The organism is Dictyobacter aurantiacus (assembly GCF_003967515.1).
In the GTDB taxonomy this organism is placed as follows: Bacteria; Chloroflexota; Ktedonobacteria; order Ktedonobacterales; family Ktedonobacteraceae; genus Dictyobacter; species Dictyobacter aurantiacus.
Genome location: NZ_BIFQ01000002.1, coordinates 935018 through 954335, shown reverse-complemented (window position 1 = coordinate 954335; position 19318 = coordinate 935018). Strand labels below are relative to the sequence as shown.

16 protein-coding genes are annotated in these 19318 nt (G+C 54.0%); 8 read left to right on the top strand and 8 right to left on the bottom strand.

Features of this window, described 5'->3' with window-relative positions:
• Positions 1-70: 70 nt before the first annotated feature.
• On the top strand, positions 71-361 hold the full coding sequence (locus KTT_RS28865; RefSeq protein ID WP_160146200.1) for an FmdB family zinc ribbon protein: 291 nt from the start codon (positions 71-73) through the stop codon (positions 359-361).
• A gap of 176 nt (positions 362-537) precedes the next feature.
• On the opposite strand, the gene KTT_RS28860 is transcribed toward KTT_RS28865, so the two are convergent.
• On the bottom strand, positions 538-1275 hold the full coding sequence (locus tag KTT_RS28860; protein WP_126601159.1) for a LysM peptidoglycan-binding domain-containing protein: 738 nt from the start codon (positions 1273-1275) through the stop codon (positions 538-540).
• Between the two features lie 553 nt (positions 1276-1828).
• Between KTT_RS28860 and KTT_RS28855 the strand changes: the two genes are divergently transcribed.
• Both KTT_RS28855 and KTT_RS28850 read left to right on the top strand, forming a co-directional pair.
• Entirely contained in the window at positions 1829-2821 is a 993-nt protein-coding gene (locus KTT_RS28855; RefSeq protein ID WP_174844810.1) for a D-alanyl-D-alanine carboxypeptidase family protein, read from the top strand.
• Between the two features lie 328 nt (positions 2822-3149).
• Complete coding sequence (locus tag KTT_RS28850; protein ID WP_126601157.1) at positions 3150-3557, top strand: response regulator; 408 nt, start codon at positions 3150-3152, stop codon at positions 3555-3557.
• A gap of 77 nt (positions 3558-3634) precedes the next feature.
• On the opposite strand, the gene KTT_RS28845 is transcribed toward KTT_RS28850, so the two are convergent.
• The 4 genes from KTT_RS28845 to KTT_RS28830 form a co-directional block, all read right to left on the bottom strand.
• Complete coding sequence (locus KTT_RS28845; RefSeq protein ID WP_126601156.1) at positions 3635-4468, bottom strand: carbohydrate ABC transporter permease; 834 nt, start codon at positions 4466-4468, stop codon at positions 3635-3637.
• Positions 4469-4489: 21 nt separating this feature from the next.
• Positions 4490-5428 (bottom strand): carbohydrate ABC transporter permease, encoded by a 939-nt coding sequence (locus KTT_RS28840; protein ID WP_126601155.1) that lies wholly within the window; start codon positions 5426-5428, stop codon positions 4490-4492.
• A gap of 53 nt (positions 5429-5481) precedes the next feature.
• A complete protein-coding gene (locus KTT_RS28835) occupies positions 5482-6750 on the bottom strand; it encodes an ABC transporter substrate-binding protein (RefSeq protein WP_235845904.1) in 1269 nt (422 codons plus the stop codon).
• Positions 6751-6872: 122 nt separating this feature from the next.
• A complete protein-coding gene (locus tag KTT_RS28830; RefSeq protein WP_126601153.1) occupies positions 6873-7883 on the bottom strand; it encodes a LacI family DNA-binding transcriptional regulator in 1011 nt (336 codons plus the stop codon).
• Positions 7884-8224: 341 nt separating this feature from the next.
• Here KTT_RS28830 and KTT_RS28825 point away from each other — a divergent pair, with 341 nt between their 5' ends.
• The gene (locus KTT_RS28825) at positions 8225-8875 is read left to right on the top strand and encodes a uridine kinase family protein (RefSeq protein ID WP_126601152.1); all 651 of its coding nucleotides are present in this window, start codon (positions 8225-8227) and stop codon (positions 8873-8875) included.
• A gap of 139 nt (positions 8876-9014) precedes the next feature.
• Positions 9015-10301, top strand: a complete 1287-nt coding sequence (locus KTT_RS28820; protein WP_126601151.1) for an MFS transporter — start codon at positions 9015-9017, stop codon at positions 10299-10301.
• A gap of 198 nt (positions 10302-10499) precedes the next feature.
• On the opposite strand, the gene KTT_RS28815 is transcribed toward KTT_RS28820, so the two are convergent.
• The 3 genes from KTT_RS28815 to KTT_RS28805 are packed head-to-tail and all read right to left on the bottom strand — an operon-like array spanning position 10500 to position 13035.
• The gene (locus KTT_RS28815; RefSeq protein ID WP_126601150.1) at positions 10500-10919 is read right to left on the bottom strand and encodes a cupin domain-containing protein; all 420 of its coding nucleotides are present in this window, start codon (positions 10917-10919) and stop codon (positions 10500-10502) included.
• 6 nt (positions 10920-10925) lie between these two features.
• Positions 10926-11756 carry a phosphoenolpyruvate hydrolase family protein gene (locus KTT_RS28810; RefSeq protein ID WP_126601149.1) on the bottom strand — a complete coding sequence of 277 codons (831 nt, stop codon included), beginning with the start codon at positions 11754-11756 and terminating at the stop codon, positions 10926-10928.
• 28 nt (positions 11757-11784) lie between these two features.
• A complete protein-coding gene (locus tag KTT_RS28805) occupies positions 11785-13035 on the bottom strand; it encodes a Tm-1-like ATP-binding domain-containing protein (RefSeq protein WP_126601148.1) in 1251 nt (416 codons plus the stop codon).
• Positions 13036-13401: 366 nt separating this feature from the next.
• On the opposite strand from KTT_RS28805, the gene KTT_RS28800 reads away from it, so the two are divergent.
• From KTT_RS28800 to KTT_RS28790, 3 genes are all read left to right on the top strand, one after another.
• A complete protein-coding gene (locus KTT_RS28800) occupies positions 13402-16125 on the top strand; it encodes a PAS domain-containing sensor histidine kinase (RefSeq protein ID WP_126601147.1) in 2724 nt (907 codons plus the stop codon).
• A 150-nt stretch (positions 16126-16275) separates the two neighbouring features.
• The gene (locus KTT_RS28795; protein ID WP_126601146.1) at positions 16276-16737 is read left to right on the top strand and encodes a response regulator; all 462 of its coding nucleotides are present in this window, start codon (positions 16276-16278) and stop codon (positions 16735-16737) included.
• Between the two features lie 290 nt (positions 16738-17027).
• On the top strand, positions 17028-19259 hold the full coding sequence (locus KTT_RS28790; RefSeq protein WP_160146199.1) for an FUSC family protein: 2232 nt from the start codon (positions 17028-17030) through the stop codon (positions 19257-19259).
• Positions 19260-19318: the final 59 nt, after the last annotated feature.

Here is a 19318-nt window from a genome sequence, read left to right as displayed (position 1 = left end):
GAATTTAATATATTACCTTTATATGTCTGGCTGATGTAGCTAAGAAGAGTATGCAGCGTGGAGAATGAGTATGCCAAGATATGAATTTCGCTGTGAGCAATGTGGTTCATTCGAGTGCTGGCGTTCACTGACCGATGCAGCCACCCCCATGTACTGTCCTGTCTGCCAGCGGGAGGTCAAGCGGATATACACCGCTCCTGGACTGGTGCGTACGCCGCCAGCCATGGCCCGGGCACGTTATCGTGCCGAGAAGAGCGCTTTCGAGCCAGAAGTTGTGCGCAAAGAGGCAGCAAAGCAGCGTGAGCTATCCGCTCCTCCCATCATTCACCGCTCGCATGGACGTCCCTGGATGCTTGAGTAACTATGCGCCTGGGGAACGCCTTGCTGATCCTGGTACAAGTACACCCAAAAACAGAGCTGCCCTCTATGCTACATGTAGCATGGAGGGCAGCTCTGTTTTTGGGTAGGTTAAAAGCGAAGTTGTCTATAACTGAATTAAAAACAACAAATTATTCAATTCTATCCCAGTGCGCTATGCTATTGGCACGTCCATTCACGCCAGCTATAGCCGTCACGCACGAATATCTCGTGGGCGGCAATGATGTTAGCCCGGGCGTTATATGGAGAGGCACCAGCCTGTGAGGTGGTGTACCATGTGCTTGGGTACAGGATCTGGAAGAGACCCGCGGCGTGACTTCCACCAACCGAATAGGAATTGGTGGCGCCGGGATTCATGCCTGACTCACACATGGCAATGTGTTTGGCACCCGCAGCATAGGGCCCAAATATTTCATCAATCATGCCATTGATGTCGCCGCTCTGCGTAGTCACGGGAGCTGGCGCGACGGGCGCGGGCGCAGGTGCGACGGGAGCTGGCGCGGGCGCCTGCTGTACCGGTGCGGGAGCTGGCGTTGGGGCCGGAGCCTGCTGTACTGGTGCGGGAGCTGGCGCGGGCGCACTCTGAGGAGCGGCCGGAGCGCTCTTCGCTACCTTACTGACCGCCGTATGGTCAATACAAATTCTTTGATCTACAAAAATGAGATTTGGATTGGCAAGGCTATTGACGGCCGCCAGGGCTAACCAGCTGACCGAGTAACGTTGACCAATCTGACTCAATGTGTCACCAGCTACCACTGTATAGACGTTGGAGCAGGCAGGAACTGCCTGGGTCGTGCTAACTGTAGCTGTGTGTGCTGTACTTGTTGCCGCGTGTGCCACATTAGGAGCTACTGCATTTACTCCCAGGGTAGCACCGAGCAAACCTGCTGTTCCCATAACCGCAATAAAATGACTTTTTTTCGACTGCTTTGACTTTTCCGAACGTAAGAAATTCCTAAGGGTCTGATATACCTGCAATGTTTCCTCATTTCAAGTAGACAACTTCCACTACCGCTCGCTTACGCGGTGTTCCTCATCCACATAACCAATGGATATAACCAGTAGCCTGTTGTTCAGGCGTTGTGGGAACATTGCTAGAATACCATGAAATGCCGTGGTACACATAGAAATACAATGTAAAATAGCCTTAATTACCTAGTTAGGTAGTTAATAATCTGTAAAAGGACTGTAAATAGCATTTTCGATAAGCGCCTTACTGGCGTCCGCGTACGCGGATACACCGGTTTTGTGTGTGATAGTGCCACAGGAGCGAAGATGCGCTCCTGTGGCACTATCACACTATAGATTGTTGCGCACCGTAGGTGCGTAGCTACCATCATAAAAGGTGAAATATTACCCTGGCGTACTGTTAACAAATTAGCTCTTCAATCGATAGTGGTATTGGATGCATCTTATAAAAAATTTTTTGTTATTAGACGGGAGCCTGTGCATGGAACGCCGTGTTTTCTCCATTGTTATAGTGGTTATTCTTTTGCTCTTTGGATCTACCTGCTATATCTTTACATTTACGCCTGTGAATGGCCAGATTATGGATGCGTTGGGTGCTTTAAATCCGACGCCGACGCCAACCCCAACGCCAACCCCGGAGCCAACTCCGACGCCGGAACCAACCCCGACGCCTATCCCCACTCCAACCCCGACTCCTCGCGGTATGATGCCCCAACCTCAGGCCGATGCTGTCTATATGGTGGATGGCAATACGAATACTGTGCTGTCCAACGTAAACGGAACCAAAATGATGCCGATAGCCAGCACGACCAAGATCATGACCGCCATTCTGACTATTGAGAGCGTGAATTTAGATACCAAAATTACCGTTTCGCAAGATGCCGTTGATCGTACCGCCGACGGCACCGCCAGTACCGCGCAGCTCCACCTGGGTGATGTTATCAAGGTCAGGGATCTCTTATATGGCGCCTTGCTGCCCTCCGGTGCTGATGCTGCGACCGCCTTGGCCGATTATGTTGGTGGTTCAACGCCGAATTTTGTGGCGATGATGAACAATAAGGCGGCCAACCTGGGGTTGACACAAACGCATTTTGTGGATCCCGATGGCCTGACGATTGATGGCGCTGTCAGTATGAGTAGCGCGGCTGATCTGACAAAACTGGCTGAATATGCCATGACGAATCAGACCTTTGCCAGCATTGTTGCGCAGCCGTCTTATAGTCTGGCGCCGACGATGTATCATCGTAAATATGACTGGACGAACACCAATGGCCTGCTTTCGACGTATCCCGGCATGCTGGGCGTGAAAACCGGCCACTCCAGTATCGCTGGCTATTGCCTGGCCTTTGCCGCCGCACGCGATGGACACTACATTGTCGGTGCCATCTTAAATAGCCCTGATGAGGCGGGACGCAATACCTATGTCTCAAATCTCCTGGACTGGGGATTCTTGAAACTGGAGGGCAAACTGTAGCCGGGCTGATGGTACCACCGGATAAGGTGGAAGATAGAAAAAAGTAGCGTGATAGCTGACAATATATCCCAATGTTTCTTCTCGGACAGGTTTAGATACTATATAGCTGCCGTTGATGCTATTCGTATGGACCACAAATTGCGCTGTGGCTGATTGTGGTTTATTATGATATATGTATTGATCGGTTGTGTTCGCATGTCAAAGTATGCGCATTTTGTGTGTTCTGCTGAGTATTATGGGGGTATATTTTCAATCAAATCTCTCTCCTGCCTCTTGTCTCAGCGCCTGGTTCTCTCTATCTACGTTGCGAAAAGCGAGGTTTTAAGCTATGCCTGTCCGTATCCTGGTTATTAATGATGACGAATCGATCCTTGACTTATTTCGTATGTTACTTGAAGGCGAAGGATACGAGGTTGTGGCCTCTGTGGAAACGATGGAGAATATTGGAGACGTTGAGCGTATCAAACCTGATCTCGTTATTCTCGATTTAAAAATGGGGGTACAGCAGGAAGGCTGGACCATGATGCAGAAGCTGCGCATGTATCCTCCCACCAAGGCGATCCCTATCATTCTGTGTACCGCTGCCCTCAATGAGGTGCGCGAACAGGAATCTGTGTTGGAAGATAAAGGTATTCCGGTGGTCTACAAGCCCTTCGATGTTGATGAGATTCTTCATGCGATTCACAGCGTACTGCCCGACTCTGACAAAAAAGCATCTTCAAAGAAGAAAGCATAGGTGTTTGCATACATAAAATGGGAGATTGCGTGGATGTGCCATCCACGCAATCTCCCATTTTATGTATGCAAACACTCCTAAAATTTCAGGGCGCCGGCCGAGATGTTGGCGATGAATTGGCGCGCACCGATGAAGAAGATGATGATCAGGGGGACCGTTGACATAAGGGTGCCAGCCATGACCATGCTGTAGTCCGTGCTATAGACGCCATTTAATTGCGCCAGAGCGATCTGCAGCGTATATGTCTTGGGATCGTTGAGCACGATGAGGGGCCAGAGATAGTCGTTCCAGGCGTTGATGAAGGTGATAACACCCAGGAAGCCCAAAGCGGGTCTGAGGGTTGGCAGGGCCACGTTCCAGTAGAGGCGCAGATGACTGCAGCCATCGAGGCGGCCCGCGTCGATCAGATCGCTCTGGATCGCTGAGAGCGAGTATTGGCGCATCCAGAAGATGCCGAAGGCGGTCACCATGCTGGGAATGATCAGGGGCAGGAAGGTGCCAATCCAGCCCAGGTCGGCCATGATGACAAACGAGGCCACCAGTGATCCGGCCGAGGGGATGATCATGGTGACCAGCAGGATGACGAATAGCACCTTTTTGCCGGGAAACTCGAACTTGGCGAATGTAAAGCCCGCCAGTGAGCAGAAGAAGAGGACCAGCACCGTGACGCTGACCGCGATCAGCAGGGTATTGCCAAAGTTGGTGATGAAGTTAATATTCTGCAGCACATGCGAAATGTTGATCCATAGTTGATCACCAAAGATGACTTTCGGTGGGATGCGGTAGATGTCGCTGGTTGTGTTGGTCGACATCACGATCATCCAGTAAAATGGGAAGATGGACGCGACCAGGAATACTAACAGGATGATATGGGTGATGATACGTTGGGTACGTGTGCCATAATCTTTCATTGCATCGACTCCTCTGTCTGCTTAGTTATCGCCGCGCTGCACGATCTTCCAGTTGATAAAGGTAAAGGCCAGCAAGATGAAGAACATGATCCAGCTGACGGCCGCGCCATATCCATAATGGTAGGTGGAGAAGGACTGCCAGTACTGATACAGCGACATGGTCAGGCCCTGGTTGCCGACGCCTCCGTTATCCCCGTAAAGAATCTTTGGCTCGGTAAAGAGGGTCAGACCTCCCAGGGTGGAAGAGATGACGGTAAAGAGAATGACCGGTCTGAGCAGCGGAACCGTGATGCGGGTGAAGATGTTGATAGTATTGGCTCCATCCATGCGGGCGGCCTCGTAGAAGTCGCTGGGAATGCTTTGCAGGCCGGCCATGTAGACCAGGGCGTTATAGCCGACCCAGCGCCAGATGACGAGGATGGCGATGGCCCACTTCATGGCCCAGAAGTCGCTGAGCCACTGTACTGCTGGCAGGTGCAGGGCGGTCAGGACCGTGTTGAAGAGTCCGAACTGGGCCCCAAAGAACGAGTTGAAGATCAGCGTAATCGCCACGATCGAGGTGATGTTGGGCAGAAAGTAGGCGATCTGATAGGCGAACTTGGAACGGGTCCGCTGATTGAGCAGGAAGGCCATAATCAATGCCAGGAAGAGCATGGGGATGGTTGACATGAACCAGATCTCAAAGGTATTGAGGATAGCAATGCCGAACTTGGGATCGTTGAAGGCAAAGGTAAAGTTGTTGAAGCCGATAAAGGTCATCTGCCCGATGCCGTCCCATTTCTGGAAGGCCAGGTATAGCGAGAAGATAGTGGGTATGATGCTGAATGCCAGGAAGATGATAAAGTATGGCGCGATCGATAGGTACATGGGCAGGTATTTACGAAATGTGCTTTTCGGTTTCACCACAGTATCTGGCCGGGCCTGACGTTGAGGGATCGCGATAGGGCTGACACTACTCATGTGTCTCTTCTCCTTCTTTCTCTGGATAACAGGGATAACAGCAGATATTCTCGCTATCGTAACAGTTGCCTCTGAATTTCTGTCTGGGCGTCGTTCCAGGCCTGGTCTGATTTCTTGCCTTGCAGCGCGATCAGGCTAAGCTGGTCGCTGTAGGCTCCGCCAACGATATCGCTATATTCATTGAAGTAGAAGCGGGGAATGTCTTTGGCGGCTACCGAAAAGATCTGGTTGGTGTCCTGTCCGCCGTAAAAGTCTTCTTTCGCGCTCATTCCGGGTTGATCGAGCGTGCTGATGGTCGAGGGGAAGAGCTGGAGTGACTTGTACGCGGTCAGCTGGTTAGCGGGATTTTCAAGCCATTTGACCACCTCAAAGGCCTCTTTGGGATGGGCGCTGGCTTTGGTGACGGCCAGGAAAGATCCGCCGGAGTTTCCGTCTCCACCAGGATTGCGGGCGATGCGCCACTTGCCTTTGGTGTTGGGGGCGGCATCCTGCAATACCTGCTTCATCCATACGGCCCCCACAAATGAGGCGATGGTGCCGTTGCTGACGCCCGCGTTCCATTCAGTGGTCCAGTTACTGATGTTGGCGCTGATGCCAGCCTGATTTACCTTATTGGCCAGCGTCCACGCTTGCTTAACGCTATCCTGGGTACCGATGTATTTGTTGGAACGGTCAAAATATTGTAGCGCGTGTTGACCAACCGCCTGGCTGAAGACGTTGTTGATGTTGTCAAACATAAACACTTTGCCGTTGGTGGCCTGCTTCATTTTTACGCCCGCCTGGATATAGTCATCCCAGGTTTTAAGCTGGTCGGTGACCTGCTGAGGATCGGTTGGCAGTCCGGCTTTGGCGAAGAGATCCTCGCGATAGAAGAGGGCGGTCGGCCCCGTGTCCATCGGCAGAGCAATTAGCTTGCCGCCGGGCGCCACGCCCAGATTCCATTTCCAGTCCAGGTATTGTGATTTGATGGAATCGGCACCCAGGGTGCGCAGATCGACAAACTGGTCCTCATCGGGAAAATAGGTGGAGATATTGGAGTTGATGCCCAGGATGTCAGGGACTCCATGATGTCCCGCCATGGACGTTCTGACTTTGCTATCGTAATCGGTGATCTTTTCAGCTTGCAGATCGATATTGGGAAATACCTTGCCTACCTGCTGGATGAGCGAGTCATCGATTGAGCGGTTCCAATACCATAGGGTGAGCTGGATCTTTGGATTGGAGCCTGGACCAGCGCAGGCACTTAGCATGACCGCAAAGAGTGATAATAAGCATACGATGCTTGCTGTCGAGATCGCGACCTTGCGCGGAGAACGATTCATAGTGTGCTTCATGCAGAACCTCACTTTCGTGAAACTTGAACCCGTTTATTCTTGATAACGGCAGAAAGCGCTTTCTCCTGGCCTATGTTTCCTCCTTTCACAAAAGTCATTTCAAAAGGCATTTATAGAAGATGTGGACCCGTTGAGGCGCCTTCAAGGAGCGTGGCGGGTAACACGATCGACTGCGAGGATGAGGGGTGATCGATGTGGTGCAGCAAAAGGTTGATTGCCTCCGTCGCCAGCATCTCTATATCAATTTTGATAGTGGTGAGTGGTGGGGTCGTGTAGCGCCCAATAGAGATGCTGTCAAAGCCAATGACTGACAGGTCGCGCGGAATCTGAATATTCAGCTCCCAGGCGGCCGCCATCAGACCGATAGCCATCATGTCGTTGGTGGCGAAGACGGCGCTTGGACGGTCGGGCTGTGTCAGGAGTTCATAGCCCGCGCTCTTGCCTGCCTCTACATCGGATCGTCCGTTTTTGATCAGGCGACTATCAAGCGTCAAATTGTAAGCTGCCAGCGCCGCCTGCAATCCTTTGACACGAGCTATGTGGCAGTATTGTCCTTGATCACCAATGTCGGTCAGCAGACCAATATGCCGATGTCCTGATGATAGAAGGTGCTCTCCAGCTAATTTGCCACCCTGGAAGAAGTCATAGAAAAGAGTTGGAAATGGACAGGGCTGCATCTCTTCTTCCAGACAATAGATGATGGGTAGATGCGGCAAGGATAGTGACTGAATAATTTCGAGGGAGATGGCGGCCGAGAAGATAATCACGCCGTCTACACGTCGTAAGGCCAGATCTTTAAGCATCTTCTGCCCGGTCTGGTCGCCATTAGAGAACGTCGAGACAAAAATACGGAAGCCAGCCTGGTATGCCAGCCGCTCCATCGCCGCTGTGATTTCCGCGTAGAAAGGGTTATCGATCGATGGGAATACCAGTCCCAGTACTCCTGTTCTTCCTTTGATCAGGCTGCGCGCAACCAGATTCGGACTGTACTTCAGTTCTTCCGCGCATTGCATCACCCTTGCCCGCGTGGCCGAACTGACCGAACCTTTGCCCGACAATACATTGGAAACGGTTGTCGCCGTTACACCTGCGGCCCGGGCAATATCATAAATAGTTGTCATGGAGCTCCTTCATCCTTGTAGAAGCCAAACGCAAGTTAATCGATAAACGTAATGTTAAATTGTAATTAACATATTTTTTCTGCCAAGTCAATACTTAACCCCTCCGGAATCATTTGAGGAGAGGCACAAGAGGTGCGCATCCGCGCACCTCTTGTGCCTCTCCTCAAAAAAGAGAATGGGGACGCCGGCGTTCCCCACGTCCACACGCATAGACAAATCCATCATTGTTGGGTACAATTGTTAACTGAAGTTTACATTCATAATATCGCCTTAATATGTTTTGCCCCTGCGATTCATGCATATAAAAGCTATATGTTAAACAGGATTTTAAAGGAGTTATAATGTTACGCATGCCTGCCCTGATTTCACGCATAGAAGATCTGCCGCGCGCCCAGGTCTACCTGGTTGCCGGGCCAGCCGCTTCAGGTAAGACCACCTTTTCGACACAACTGGCACAGTACTTTGATGCCGCGGTACTTTCAATGGATCACTATTTCGTGGATGAGGCCGATATTACGATTGAGCATGATGAGATCTATGGGGCCGCTCCCCAGTGGGAGAGTCCGGAAGCCTACGACATGCGCACATTGGGACGTAACATTAAAGAGCTCTTGCAGCAGGGGCAGACATTGATTCCTCAGTATAGCTTTGTAGCGAACCGCCGTGTCGGCTATCAGCCGATGCACCTGCGACCACAGCAAAAGCTGGTCATCGAGGGACTGTATACGATTCGCAGCGAACAGTTTTTTCGCGATTACGCGCACTCCATCGTCAAGATTTTTGTGGTGGCCGACCTGGAGATCCGACGCGCCCGGGCGCGCGTACGCGATGTGGAAGAGCGTGGCAAGCCGATCGAAGTCTTTGATGCCCGCCGCCACTTTGTAGAGCTCGGCGAGCGTCGCTGGATCCTCCAGCAGGAGCGCGACGCCGATTTCATGCTCGAAATCCACGATACCTTCTCCTACGATACCTTCTTCAATCGCGACGCATAATACCTTATGCTCCAATCCCTCCATACCTTTCAAACATAAATCATCGTATAATATAACAATAAACACGAACCTACGACGAATACCTTCTTTTGATATTTGAACCCTTTTTGTGCGTAATTTTACGATAGAAAGACGGTTTATGAATATCTCTACACGGAAGCGTATCCACATTTTTCAAGCCTTAAGGTCGCGCCGCTTTTTGTTTTTCTGGCTTGGTCAGACGATTTCCGCGATGGGCAATGATGCGTTTGCGATCGCTCTGGCCTGGGAAGTGTTGATCATTACCGGTTCGGCGGAGCAGATGGCCCTGGTGCGCATCATTGAGGAACTGCCACGCATCATCTTTTTGTTGCTGGGTGGGGTGGCTGCTGATCGACTGCCGAAGCAGCGCGTGATTCTGTTATCGGATTGCGGTCGAGGATTGCTGGTGGTGCTGATCACGGTGCTGGCCTGGCTTCATCTGCTGCTGCTCTGGCACGTTGTCGTGGTTGCCCTGATTTTCGGCATGGTGCGCGGCTTCTTTGGTCCCGCCTATCGCTCGCTTTTGCCGCAGCTGGTTGAATCTAAGGAGCTCTTGCCCTCCGTGAATGCCATGAATGGCCTGAGCAAGCAGGGGAGTCAGTTGATCGGACCCAGCCTGGGAGCTACATTGTTTGCAGCCTTTGGACCCATCAGTGCCTTTTTGTTTGATGCCCTGACATTTATTTTTTCGGCTATCTGCACCCTCATCATGGGACCTGCTCGTCCGCGTCAGCCGATGGAGAAAGAGCGCCCGCTCGATACGCCGACCCCCAAAAAGCCCCTTTTCCAGCATGTCGGGTCAGAAATCATTGATGGGCTACGCTATGTGTGCAGCGTCCCCTGGATCTGGTTATCGATCGTGCTGGTGAGCCTGGCCGGTGCTAGCCTGGCGGGACTGGATCAGGTGGCGCTTCCTAAATTGTTGCAGGAAAGCCAGCTGCACCTGAATGGTATCCTGATCTTTGGGGGTGTCGGCTCGGCTATGGCCCTCGGAGCGCTGCTCTCTACCCTGGTGATTGGCCAGTTTCCTTTTCGTCGGCGCGGTATCGTCGCTTATAGCGGCTTGATCCTGGTTGGTCTGGCCTTTTTGCTCTTTGCGTTACCCCTGTTTTCCCTGTGGACCGCTTTCATTTTCCTTGGGGCGGGCGTACTGGTTGGCCTGGGTGAAGGCTTGTTCGAGATTATGTGGGATATGCAGCTTCAGACGCATGTGGCTGAAGAAAAGCTCGGGCGCGTCTATAGCGTTTATCTGCTGGGTATTAACGGTCTGGTCCCATTGGGTCTATGGCAGGCCGGCTTCATCAGTGACCATTTCGGAGCGGCCTGGGCCTTTATCGGTGGCGGCATCCTGAGCATCATACTGGCCCTGATCGGTCTCTCTCAACGTTCTATTCGCTATTCATGATCATGTTTTTCAACATAAAAGAACACGATATCTTATTTCAACATAAAAGAGGATCCGTAGGTGCTGGGCTTGCCCCAGTTTGGAGCGTCGCGCCCCCGTACCCGGGCGACTATGTTTCTGGAGAAATGGCATTTTTTGGGAAACATGACCGCCCGGGTACGGGGGCGCGACGCTCCAAAGTCGGGGCAAGCCCGACACCTACGTTGAGCTTCTTTGCAGGGTTGGCAATTGTCCTGCGGGCACCTCTTTGTAGTCTGGCGCCGTCTCCAGGACTCGTTCGGCTCCGGCTGGATTATACAGGGCGATCAGGCGCAATGGCTCCCAGCCTGTGTTCAGGGTGGAGTGATAGACGCCGAGGGAGACATAGATGGTGTCACCAGCCTTAATCGGGAACGGCTCTTCATCGTTTATCATCTGCTCTCCCTCGCCCGAGAGCACATACAGGATCTCCTCTGACTCGGGATGATTATGGCGGGCGTGGCCCTTGCCTGGCAGCAGGATGACCTCACCAAAGGTCAGGCCTGTGCCCAGAGTATATTCAGGCTTGACCAACCATTTAATAATCCCCCAGTCGAATGTCTGTGTGGGGACGCTGTGGGGATCGATAGGCTTTTCCATGCTGTTCTATTCTCCTCTCTGAATGGCTTTAAAGCGGCGGGTGTTCTCGGTGATGGCTATCTCTGTGGGGAGGCGCTCCATACTGGATGCGCCGAAGAAGCCGGCAACGCCGCTGGTACGCTGAAGGACATATGCGGCATCCTCCGGTTCGGCGATGGGACCTCCATGGCAGAGGACCAGCACCTCGGGATTGACTTTCTTGGCCGCGTCATGCATAGCCTGGATGCGCGTGACTGCGTCGTCAAGCGTAACGGCGGTCTGCGCGCCGATCGAGCCTTTGGTGGTCAGTCCCATGTGGGGCACCAGGATATCGGCGCCCGCCTCGGCCATGGCGCGTGCCTCATCGGGATTAAAGACATAGGGGGCGGTCAGCAGATCCAGTTCGTGCGCGGCATGGATCATATCGACCTCCAGCCCAAAGCCCATACCGGTCTCTTCCAGATTCTGGCGGAACGTACCATCAAACAGCCCTACGGTGGGAAAGTTCTGCACGCCGGCGAAGCCCATCTCTTTCAGCTGGCGCAAGAAATAGGGTATCATGCGAAAAGGATCGGTGCCGCAGACGCCAGCCAGTACGGGAGTGTTTTTGACGATGGGCAAGACCTCGTTGGCCATCTCGACCACGATGGCATTGGCGTCCCCGTAGGGCAGTAATCCCGCCAGAGAGCCGCGACCGGCCATGCGGTAGCGGCCCGAATTATAAATGATGATCAGATCGACTCCCCCCGCCTCCACACACCTGGCGGAGAGCCCGGTTCCAGCTCCTGCTCCCACAATCACGCCACCCTGCTTGATTGTCTGTTGAAGTCGCCTCAGTGCCTCTGCTCTCTGCACAATTCTTCTCTTTCTTTTATCACTCTGCCCATCATGATGCGCTGCTCACATGTCCGGGCTGCTTGAGCCGGGTCTGGACATATTCATCCAGGCGGCTGGCCATGGCGCGGGCAAAGCGCGGATCGTTGATGTCCATATCAAGCTTATGCACCTCTATCTCCGGCTTGAGATTGGTGGTGAGGTTTTCGATCAGTGCCTGGTCCGCCTGTGGATCATGGAAGGGGCCGCCCTCAACGTCGATCAGCGAGACGCCGCGCAGGGGAATAAAGACCACGACCGGTCCGCTGGCTTGATTGAGTTTGCGCGCTATGATGCCTCCCAGTTCGGCATTCTCTTCAACCGTGGTGCGCATCAGCGTGACGGTTTCATTATGCTTGTAGAGGTTGCGCTGCTTGAACTTTTCGGGCACGCTATCCATCGGTCCAAAGTTGACCATGTCCAGCGCGCCGAGGGAGACAACCTGGGGTATACCCTGGGCGCCGGCGGCCTCCAGACGATGTGGGCCGGCGCTCAGGACGCCGCCGACCAGTTCATCGGCCAACTCGGTAGTGGTGCAATCCAGCACGCCCGCCAGGAAGCCATCTTTGACCAGTGTCTCCATCGATTGGCCTCCGGTACCCGTGGCGTGAAAGACCAGCACTTCGTAGCCGCGTGCCTCCAGGTACTTGCGTGCCTCATCCACACATGGCGTGGTGACCCCGAACATGGTGGCACCGATCAACGGCTTGCCGCTACTGGCTGCCTTAAAGCTCTCATAGGCATGGGCCATGCCACTGATGCCGGCGGCCGCGTTGGTCAGGATGCGCTCCGAGATGCGATTGATGCCCGCGATATCCACCACCGAATACATCATCGTGATATCGGCCGACCCCACATAGGGACGTGTATCGCCGGCGGCCATCGTTGAGACGACCAGCTTGGGTACGCCGATCGGCAGCGCGCGCATCACCTGTGACACGATAGCGGAGCCGCCGGAGCCACCCAGACCAAATATGCCATGCACCCGACCCTGCTTGAACAGATCCAGCACAATCTGCGTCGCGCCACGCGCCATCGCTGCCACCGCCGCGCCCCGATCACCCTGCGCCGCCAGCTGCGCCACATCAACCCCCGCCGCCTGCGCTACCTGCTCATGTGGGATATCGGGCTGCACCTGGGGTGACCCCTTGACGCCCGCATCGATCAAAATAACTTCACAGCCCAGCTGCTGCACACGCTGGCGCAGGTAATCATATTCCACACCTTTAGTATCCAACGTTCCCAGAAGTATAACAGTAGCCATGATACCCATCCTTTAATCTTGCTACAAGCAAACACATCTTTGTATCGGGAATATCATGCCCATAGTATAACGTATAAACATGAGCAATGAACCCACCACCATAGGTGCCGGGCTCGCCCCGGCTTGTCGCCAAAGGCGACCCGTACCCGATCCACCACGTTCCACCACTGGCGCACCTGTGAGAGGAAGACGGGATCGTTGGTGCGACGTGCGCACCTGGGGACGGGGCCGCTTCGCAGCCAAGCCGGGGCGGGCCCGGCACCCTACTTACCCTTTTTGTTTGTGGACGTCGTCTTATCTGATTGGACACAAACTGGTATACTTGCTATACCTTTCCAATGAGATATCTGACGAGGCATATGGGCCATGGAGCAAACTACATCACAACCCTTTCCACACATCGATCCACCAGATAAGCATATACATTTTCCGCTTGAGACACCACCGGATGATGCGCATCTTGTGGCCGACAACCTGGTTGAGCAGCAGGCTACCATGGTAAGTGAGCTTGAAACCGTGCTGGAAGCGATTCCAGATGCTATTTTTCAACTGGACCTGCAGGGTGCTATCGAGTCCTACAATATGGCGGCGCAGTCTTTTTGCGCACACATCCTGCCGGCGTTCCCACGGCATTTCTCCGAGGTGATGGATGTTTGTCGTCAGGATGAGGATGGAGGGTCGGGGGAACTCTTTGCGTCCGATAGTATGCCGCTGGCACGTTTGCTGCGGGGTGAGACTCTGCTGGGCTCGGTTGCTCCCACGATGCGTGCACAGGGTCTGGATGGACAGGAGATGTATTTGCAGATCAGTGGTAAGCCGTTGCAGGATGAGCAGGGGAGATTGAGCAGCATCCTGGCCGTGGTACGCGATGTGACGGCTCCTCATCAACTGCGGCGCGACCTTGAACAGACGCTGGAGCGGCGTTTGCTGGAGCAGCGCCACATGCAGGAGCGCCAGCAGCGGGTGCTACATCTTTCCAGCTCCCTGGCCGAGTATGCCTATGTGTGTCAGATCGCCCCCGATGGCCAGTTGCGCCGCGAGTGGGTCTCAGATACCTTGTTGAACCTGCTTGAATACAGCGGGGAAGAGCTGGATGCCATGGGATGGAATATCGTTCAATTATGCCATCCCGATGATCTGTCGAAGGCCGCCGCGCGCATCGCCGCCATGCATGCGGGCCTGGCTGATGAGCAGGAGTGGCGCATTATCTCTAAATCTGGTGGCATGTACTGGTTGCATGATATCTGTTACTGCGTGAAGGACGAGGCGGCCGGCTTTACCATGGTCTACGCGGTAGCGAACAATATTACCGAGCGTAAAGAGGCGGAACAGCAGGTGTGGCAGCTACGCCAGCAGCTCGATATCACCTTTGAGGCAATCGCGGATGGCATTATCGTCATGGGCTCCGCGGGCGAAATTATACGCATCAATTCGGCGGCCCGCGAACTGATATACCTGGTTTCGCGGGATGTTGATTTTTTTAGCTATCCTCTTGAGAAGCGCCTGTCAATATTGCGCATGCGGGATGCGCATGGGCAGCCTTTATCTCCGGAACAGACGCCGCATTATCGTGTCTTTCATGGTGAAGTGTTGGAAAAAGAGGGTACTGAAGATATACATATGACGACTCTGGATGGGCATGATCTGACCGTCAATATTGGTGGCTCACCTATTTATGCCGCCGATGGCCAGCTCCTTGGCGCGGTCCTGATCTTGCGCGACGTTTCTTTCCGTTATCAGCAGGCGCGCCGCAAGCGCGAAGCATTGCTCACCCTGTTACACATGGCCGAGTCCCTGGCCCGCTTTCCCGATCAAGGTGATTTTGCCGGGGACGAGAGGAGTTATAGCGATAGCCGCGAAATAGCCATCGAGATGTTGACATTGACTCGCGATCTCTTTGAGAGCCAGCTTGGTTGCATCGTGACGATTGACGCGCATAGTGGACGCTTCCAGCCGCAGGCGGTCAGTGGGAGGAGCGCGATTGAGCGCGTGAATATGTACGAGCGCCTCTCCGACTATCACCTGGCTACGTTTTTCGAGTCCGAGCAACTGGCAGGTTTACAGGCGGGTGAGGCTATGGCATTAGAGGTTGAGCGGTCTCCGGCCCTGACCGCCATTCTGGCGTCCTGTAGCGTCAAAACAGTTATGGTCGCCCCGCTGTATGTCAGTGGAGGCTATCCCGGCCTGATCTGTATCGATGGGAGCAACATCGAGGAGATGTATCCTCTGCATGAGGCCCTGGCGCTGTTAAAGGCGGTCGGCAAGCTGATTGCTTTGTTGATTGAGCGCGAGCGGCTCATGCGCGAACGAACGGCGGCCGAGGCCCGTGCCGTGGCTGAGGACGAGGTGAGCCGGCAGCAAGATGAATTTATTAGCCTGGCCAGACATGAATTGCGATCTCCACTGGCGACCATCAAGGCCAGCATCCAGATCACGCGACGCCGCATCAAGCGCCTCAAAGAGGCGGTATCGATCAAAGATAACGAGCAGGCCATACTGCTGATGGGCCAGGTTATTGATATGCTGGAGCGTGGTGAGCGGCAGGTGACGCTGGAGCATCGCCTCATCGACGATATTCTGGATGCATCCTATATTCAGGGGCAGTGCCTGGATCTGCATCCCGCGCTCTTTAATCTAATCGATCTTGTCAAACGTATACTAACTTTAGTGGCGGCTGAAGATGATGCACACCCCATCATTCTGCACTCGTCCAGCAGCGAACGGCCGCTTTTTGTTGTCGCCGATGAAAAGCGGATCGAGCAGGTTCTATTGAACTATATCAATAACGCCAGTAAATACAGTCCCGCAGATGCGCCGATTGGAATACACGTCTGTGTCACGGAGGACCTGGTACAGATAGCGGTGCAGGACCAGGGACCTGGCGTGCCGCTGCAAGAGCAGACTCGCATCTGGGAACGCTTTTACCAGATACCCAGGCGGATTATCTATCATGGCTCACCCGGTATGGGACTGGGGCTCTATATCTGCCGCGGCATCATCTTGCAACACCACGGCCAGGTCGGGGTGGATAGCACCCCACCATCAGGGTCAACATTCTGGTTCACGCTACCATTAGCGCACAAACCATAGGCAGGCTTCTGTGAGTTGGTGCGGTCGCGCAGGCGGACGCCTGTGTGGGGGCGCTAACATGCCCCTATACGACGAGAGTCCGCACTCTCGCAGACACTCTCAGAGAGATAAAAATGATACAATGATTAAAAAACTAGAAAAGAGCATTTTATGAATATAGGCTCCGAAGCCCCTATCTTGCTGGTGGAAGATAGCGATGAAGACGTGGAATTAATCAAATGGGCCTTCAGAAAACTGGATATTCTCGTACCTATGATACGTTGCGCCGATGGCAATGAGGCATTAGATTATCTCTATCACCGTGAAGAATTTAGCGACCCCCGCTCTTTTCCACTCCCTTCCCTCATTTTGTTGGACCTGGACCTGGTCTCTGTGGATGGCTTTGAGGTTCTGCAAGAGATTAAGAAGAGCGAGGATCTCTGTACGATCCCGATCGTGATCTGGACTACGTTCGCCAATGCCCAGTATGTCAATGAAACTATGTTGCAGGGAGCCAGTAGCTACATTTTGAAGCCCATGAATATTAATCGTCTGCTGGTTGTGGTTCAGTTGTTGAAGCGTTACTGGTTTGATTGTGGTATCCTGCCCAAAACGCTGCCCGGTTACCTGTGACATCACATCCATTTTTATGTTATACTACTATATGGAACTATGAGTTAACATCGTTTTGCCTCATATGCCAGTGCTACGCTGTCCTTTGGTAGCATCCGCGTTTCCAGAGCATTTATTTTTCAGCGCCGAAAACTCCTGCTGCTTTTATCCATCAATGTCCTGATGCCTCTTCCACTGCACGGTATGCATTGCCTTTGTGTATGCAATGCTTTTTTATGCGCACAATTTTATTATTATTTGGCCTGGGGAAATAAATGAAGTATTCTCTTTGTAAGAAGTTATCTAACGCATTGCTTACGTATATTACAACGAACTTACGCCTTGACCGTCCGGCTGTCATTAGTGGCATACGTGTTACCGCGATTACTGTTATCCCGCTTCTACTGGGAATGGTGCTGCATAAAGCCGAGTTGGGGATGATGTGCTTCTTGAGCGGACTGTATGTGGTGCTGGCCGATGTGGGTGGGCTCTATCGGACGCGCGCGTTTGCGATGGGGGCGGCCACCCTGGGTGTGACTTTGGCCGCCTTTGTGGCGACGCTATCTGGTGGCATCTTCTGGCTGGCCGTTCCCCTGATGTTTCTCTGCGCCTTTGGCTTTAGCATGCTGGGCATCTTCGGCAATATGGGCTCGAAGGTCGGCTTTGTCGTGATCGGTATCTTTATCCTTCTGCTGGGGCAGCCGGGCTCGCTGGCGGCGGCCGGTGAACGATTGCTGGCGTTCCTGGGTGGTGGCCTGTGGGCTATGCTTCTGACCCTGTGTTTGTGGCCCCTGCAACCCCATCAGCCGGTCAGGCAGGCTATCTTTAACTACTACCAGGCCCTGAGTACCTTCCTGACCGGGGCCTGTGTGCTGCCGGATGAGCAGGAGCAGGCAACGTTCGCACGTTGGAACCAGCGCGTCGCGCGTGAGCGGGGGCTGGTGCTGGCCGCGCACGATGTCGCGCACTCAACCATTATCACATTCCGCGCGGCGCGCCAGGGATCCAGTCCGATTGGCCAGCGCTTCTTCTTGTTGATCCTGACCGCTGACCGCTTATTTAACGCATCGATCGCACTGGCCGAGGGGATCGAGATCGCCAACAATCAGACGCGTGTTGCCCAGGTGCGAATGGCCCTGGATGAGTGTAGCCGCTATGTAGCCGCGATGCTGGCCCGGTTTGCCGTTATGATCAGGGCAGGCCACTCTCTGGATGCCGCCGATCTGCAGCACGATCTGCAGTGGCTGGAGGAACGTGAAGCCCTGCTGCGCGATACCCTGCCACGTTTCATCGATGACTATGCCGCCCTGGTAAGCGTGCGCAACGTGTTACGTCTGCTGCAGGCCGTGATCGAAGAGGTTCGCGTCGCGGGTGGCCATCTGTGCCAGTTAAATGACGGACGCTTGAGCGATGCCATCGGTGAGGATACCTCTCCGACATTCAGTGTGCGGATACAGAGGATGCTGGTCGCGACCAGGAGCTCATGGGAACTGCTGAAAGACAATCTGACAGCGCAATCGCTGGTCTACCGGCACGCGCTACGCCTGGCCCTCTCCAGCGCGCTGGCCGTGGCCATCTATATGCTGTTCAATATCCCCCATGGCTTCTGGATACCCCTGACCATCCTGTTTATCCTCAAGCCAGACTTTGGCGGGACACGTAAGCGCGCCCACCAGCGCGTCTTTGGTACGGTCTTTGGGGGCATGGTGGCGATCCTGCTGGCGGCCGCGATCCAGAACGAACTACTTCTCGTTGTTCTTCTGATATTGATGGGTTTTTATGCCTTCGCGCTCCTGAACGGTAACTATGGGGCCTTCGTCGCTTTCCTGACCCTGTTTGTGGTGTTGCTGCTGGACCTGTCGATGCCGGGAAACTGGCAGATCGCCTGCATACGTATCTTGAATACCATTCTAGGCGGCTTGATCGCGCTCGCGGCTGGCTATCTGATCACTCCCCTGTGGGAACGTGAGCGCCTCCCGGTGCAACTGGCCCGCACGATCGCGGCCAACCGCGTCTACTTCCAGCATGTGCTGGCCGCTTACCTGGGCCAGGCTGGGATGGATGAGCAGATCCGCCAGGCCAGCAAAAAAGCGCACCTGGAAAACGCGAATGCGGCAGCGGCCTTCCAGCGCATGCTGGGCGAGCCCAAAACCAAGCAGGGCGATGTCGAACGCTTCTACGCCCTGGTCACCTACAACCAGCATTTCAGTGATCGCATTACCACGCTGGCCACCTATCTTCACTCCCTGAGCGGCAAGCATCGTTTGCCAGGACTCGATAACTTCACCCGGCAGACCGAGCAGGCGCTACAAGCCATCGAGGAAGCGGTCCTCTCCGGTCACCATCTCAGCCAGTTCGACTCACTGGAAGAGAGCCTGAAGACGGTGCAGGCATCCCTGCAAACCCTGTTACAGCAGCGCAGCCGTGAACTGGCCGAGCAGAAGATCGACACACCCAACCGCGAAGCCGTACGCGACTTTATCCTGGTCGGCTCACAACTCGATCGCCTGACCAACGACATCTCCGCCATGTCCCGCTTGTAAAACAAAGAATCAGAGCAACTAGAAACGGTAGACGTGGGCGGGCCTATACAAGCCCGCCC

Excerpts from the sequence above, each read along its gene's own strand:
- KTT_RS28865 (WP_160146200.1), top strand. The coding sequence starts at position 71 with ATGCCAAGATATGAATTTCGCTGTGAGCAATGTGGTTCATTCGAGTGC.
- KTT_RS28860 (WP_126601159.1), bottom strand. The coding sequence starts at position 1,275 with ATGGGAACAGCAGGTTTGCTCGGTGCTACCCTGGGAGTAAATGCAGTA.
- KTT_RS28855 (WP_174844810.1), top strand. The coding sequence starts at position 1,829 with ATGGAACGCCGTGTTTTCTCCATTGTTATAGTGGTTATTCTTTTGCTC.
- KTT_RS28850 (WP_126601157.1), top strand. The coding sequence starts at position 3,150 with ATGCCTGTCCGTATCCTGGTTATTAATGATGACGAATCGATCCTTGAC.
- KTT_RS28845 (WP_126601156.1), bottom strand. The coding sequence starts at position 4,468 with ATGAAAGATTATGGCACACGTACCCAACGTATCATCACCCATATCATC.
- KTT_RS28840 (WP_126601155.1), bottom strand. The coding sequence starts at position 5,428 with ATGAGTAGTGTCAGCCCTATCGCGATCCCTCAACGTCAGGCCCGGCCA.
- KTT_RS28835 (WP_235845904.1), bottom strand. The coding sequence starts at position 6,750 with ATGAATCGTTCTCCGCGCAAGGTCGCGATCTCGACAGCAAGCATCGTA.
- KTT_RS28830 (WP_126601153.1), bottom strand. The coding sequence starts at position 7,883 with ATGACAACTATTTATGATATTGCCCGGGCCGCAGGTGTAACGGCGACA.
- KTT_RS28825 (WP_126601152.1), top strand. The coding sequence starts at position 8,225 with ATGTTACGCATGCCTGCCCTGATTTCACGCATAGAAGATCTGCCGCGC.
- KTT_RS28820 (WP_126601151.1), top strand. The coding sequence starts at position 9,015 with ATGAATATCTCTACACGGAAGCGTATCCACATTTTTCAAGCCTTAAGG.
- KTT_RS28815 (WP_126601150.1), bottom strand. The coding sequence starts at position 10,919 with ATGGAAAAGCCTATCGATCCCCACAGCGTCCCCACACAGACATTCGAC.
- KTT_RS28805 (WP_126601148.1), bottom strand. The coding sequence starts at position 13,035 with ATGGCTACTGTTATACTTCTGGGAACGTTGGATACTAAAGGTGTGGAA.
- KTT_RS28800 (WP_126601147.1), top strand. The coding sequence starts at position 13,402 with ATGGAGCAAACTACATCACAACCCTTTCCACACATCGATCCACCAGAT.
- KTT_RS28795 (WP_126601146.1), top strand. The coding sequence starts at position 16,276 with ATGAATATAGGCTCCGAAGCCCCTATCTTGCTGGTGGAAGATAGCGAT.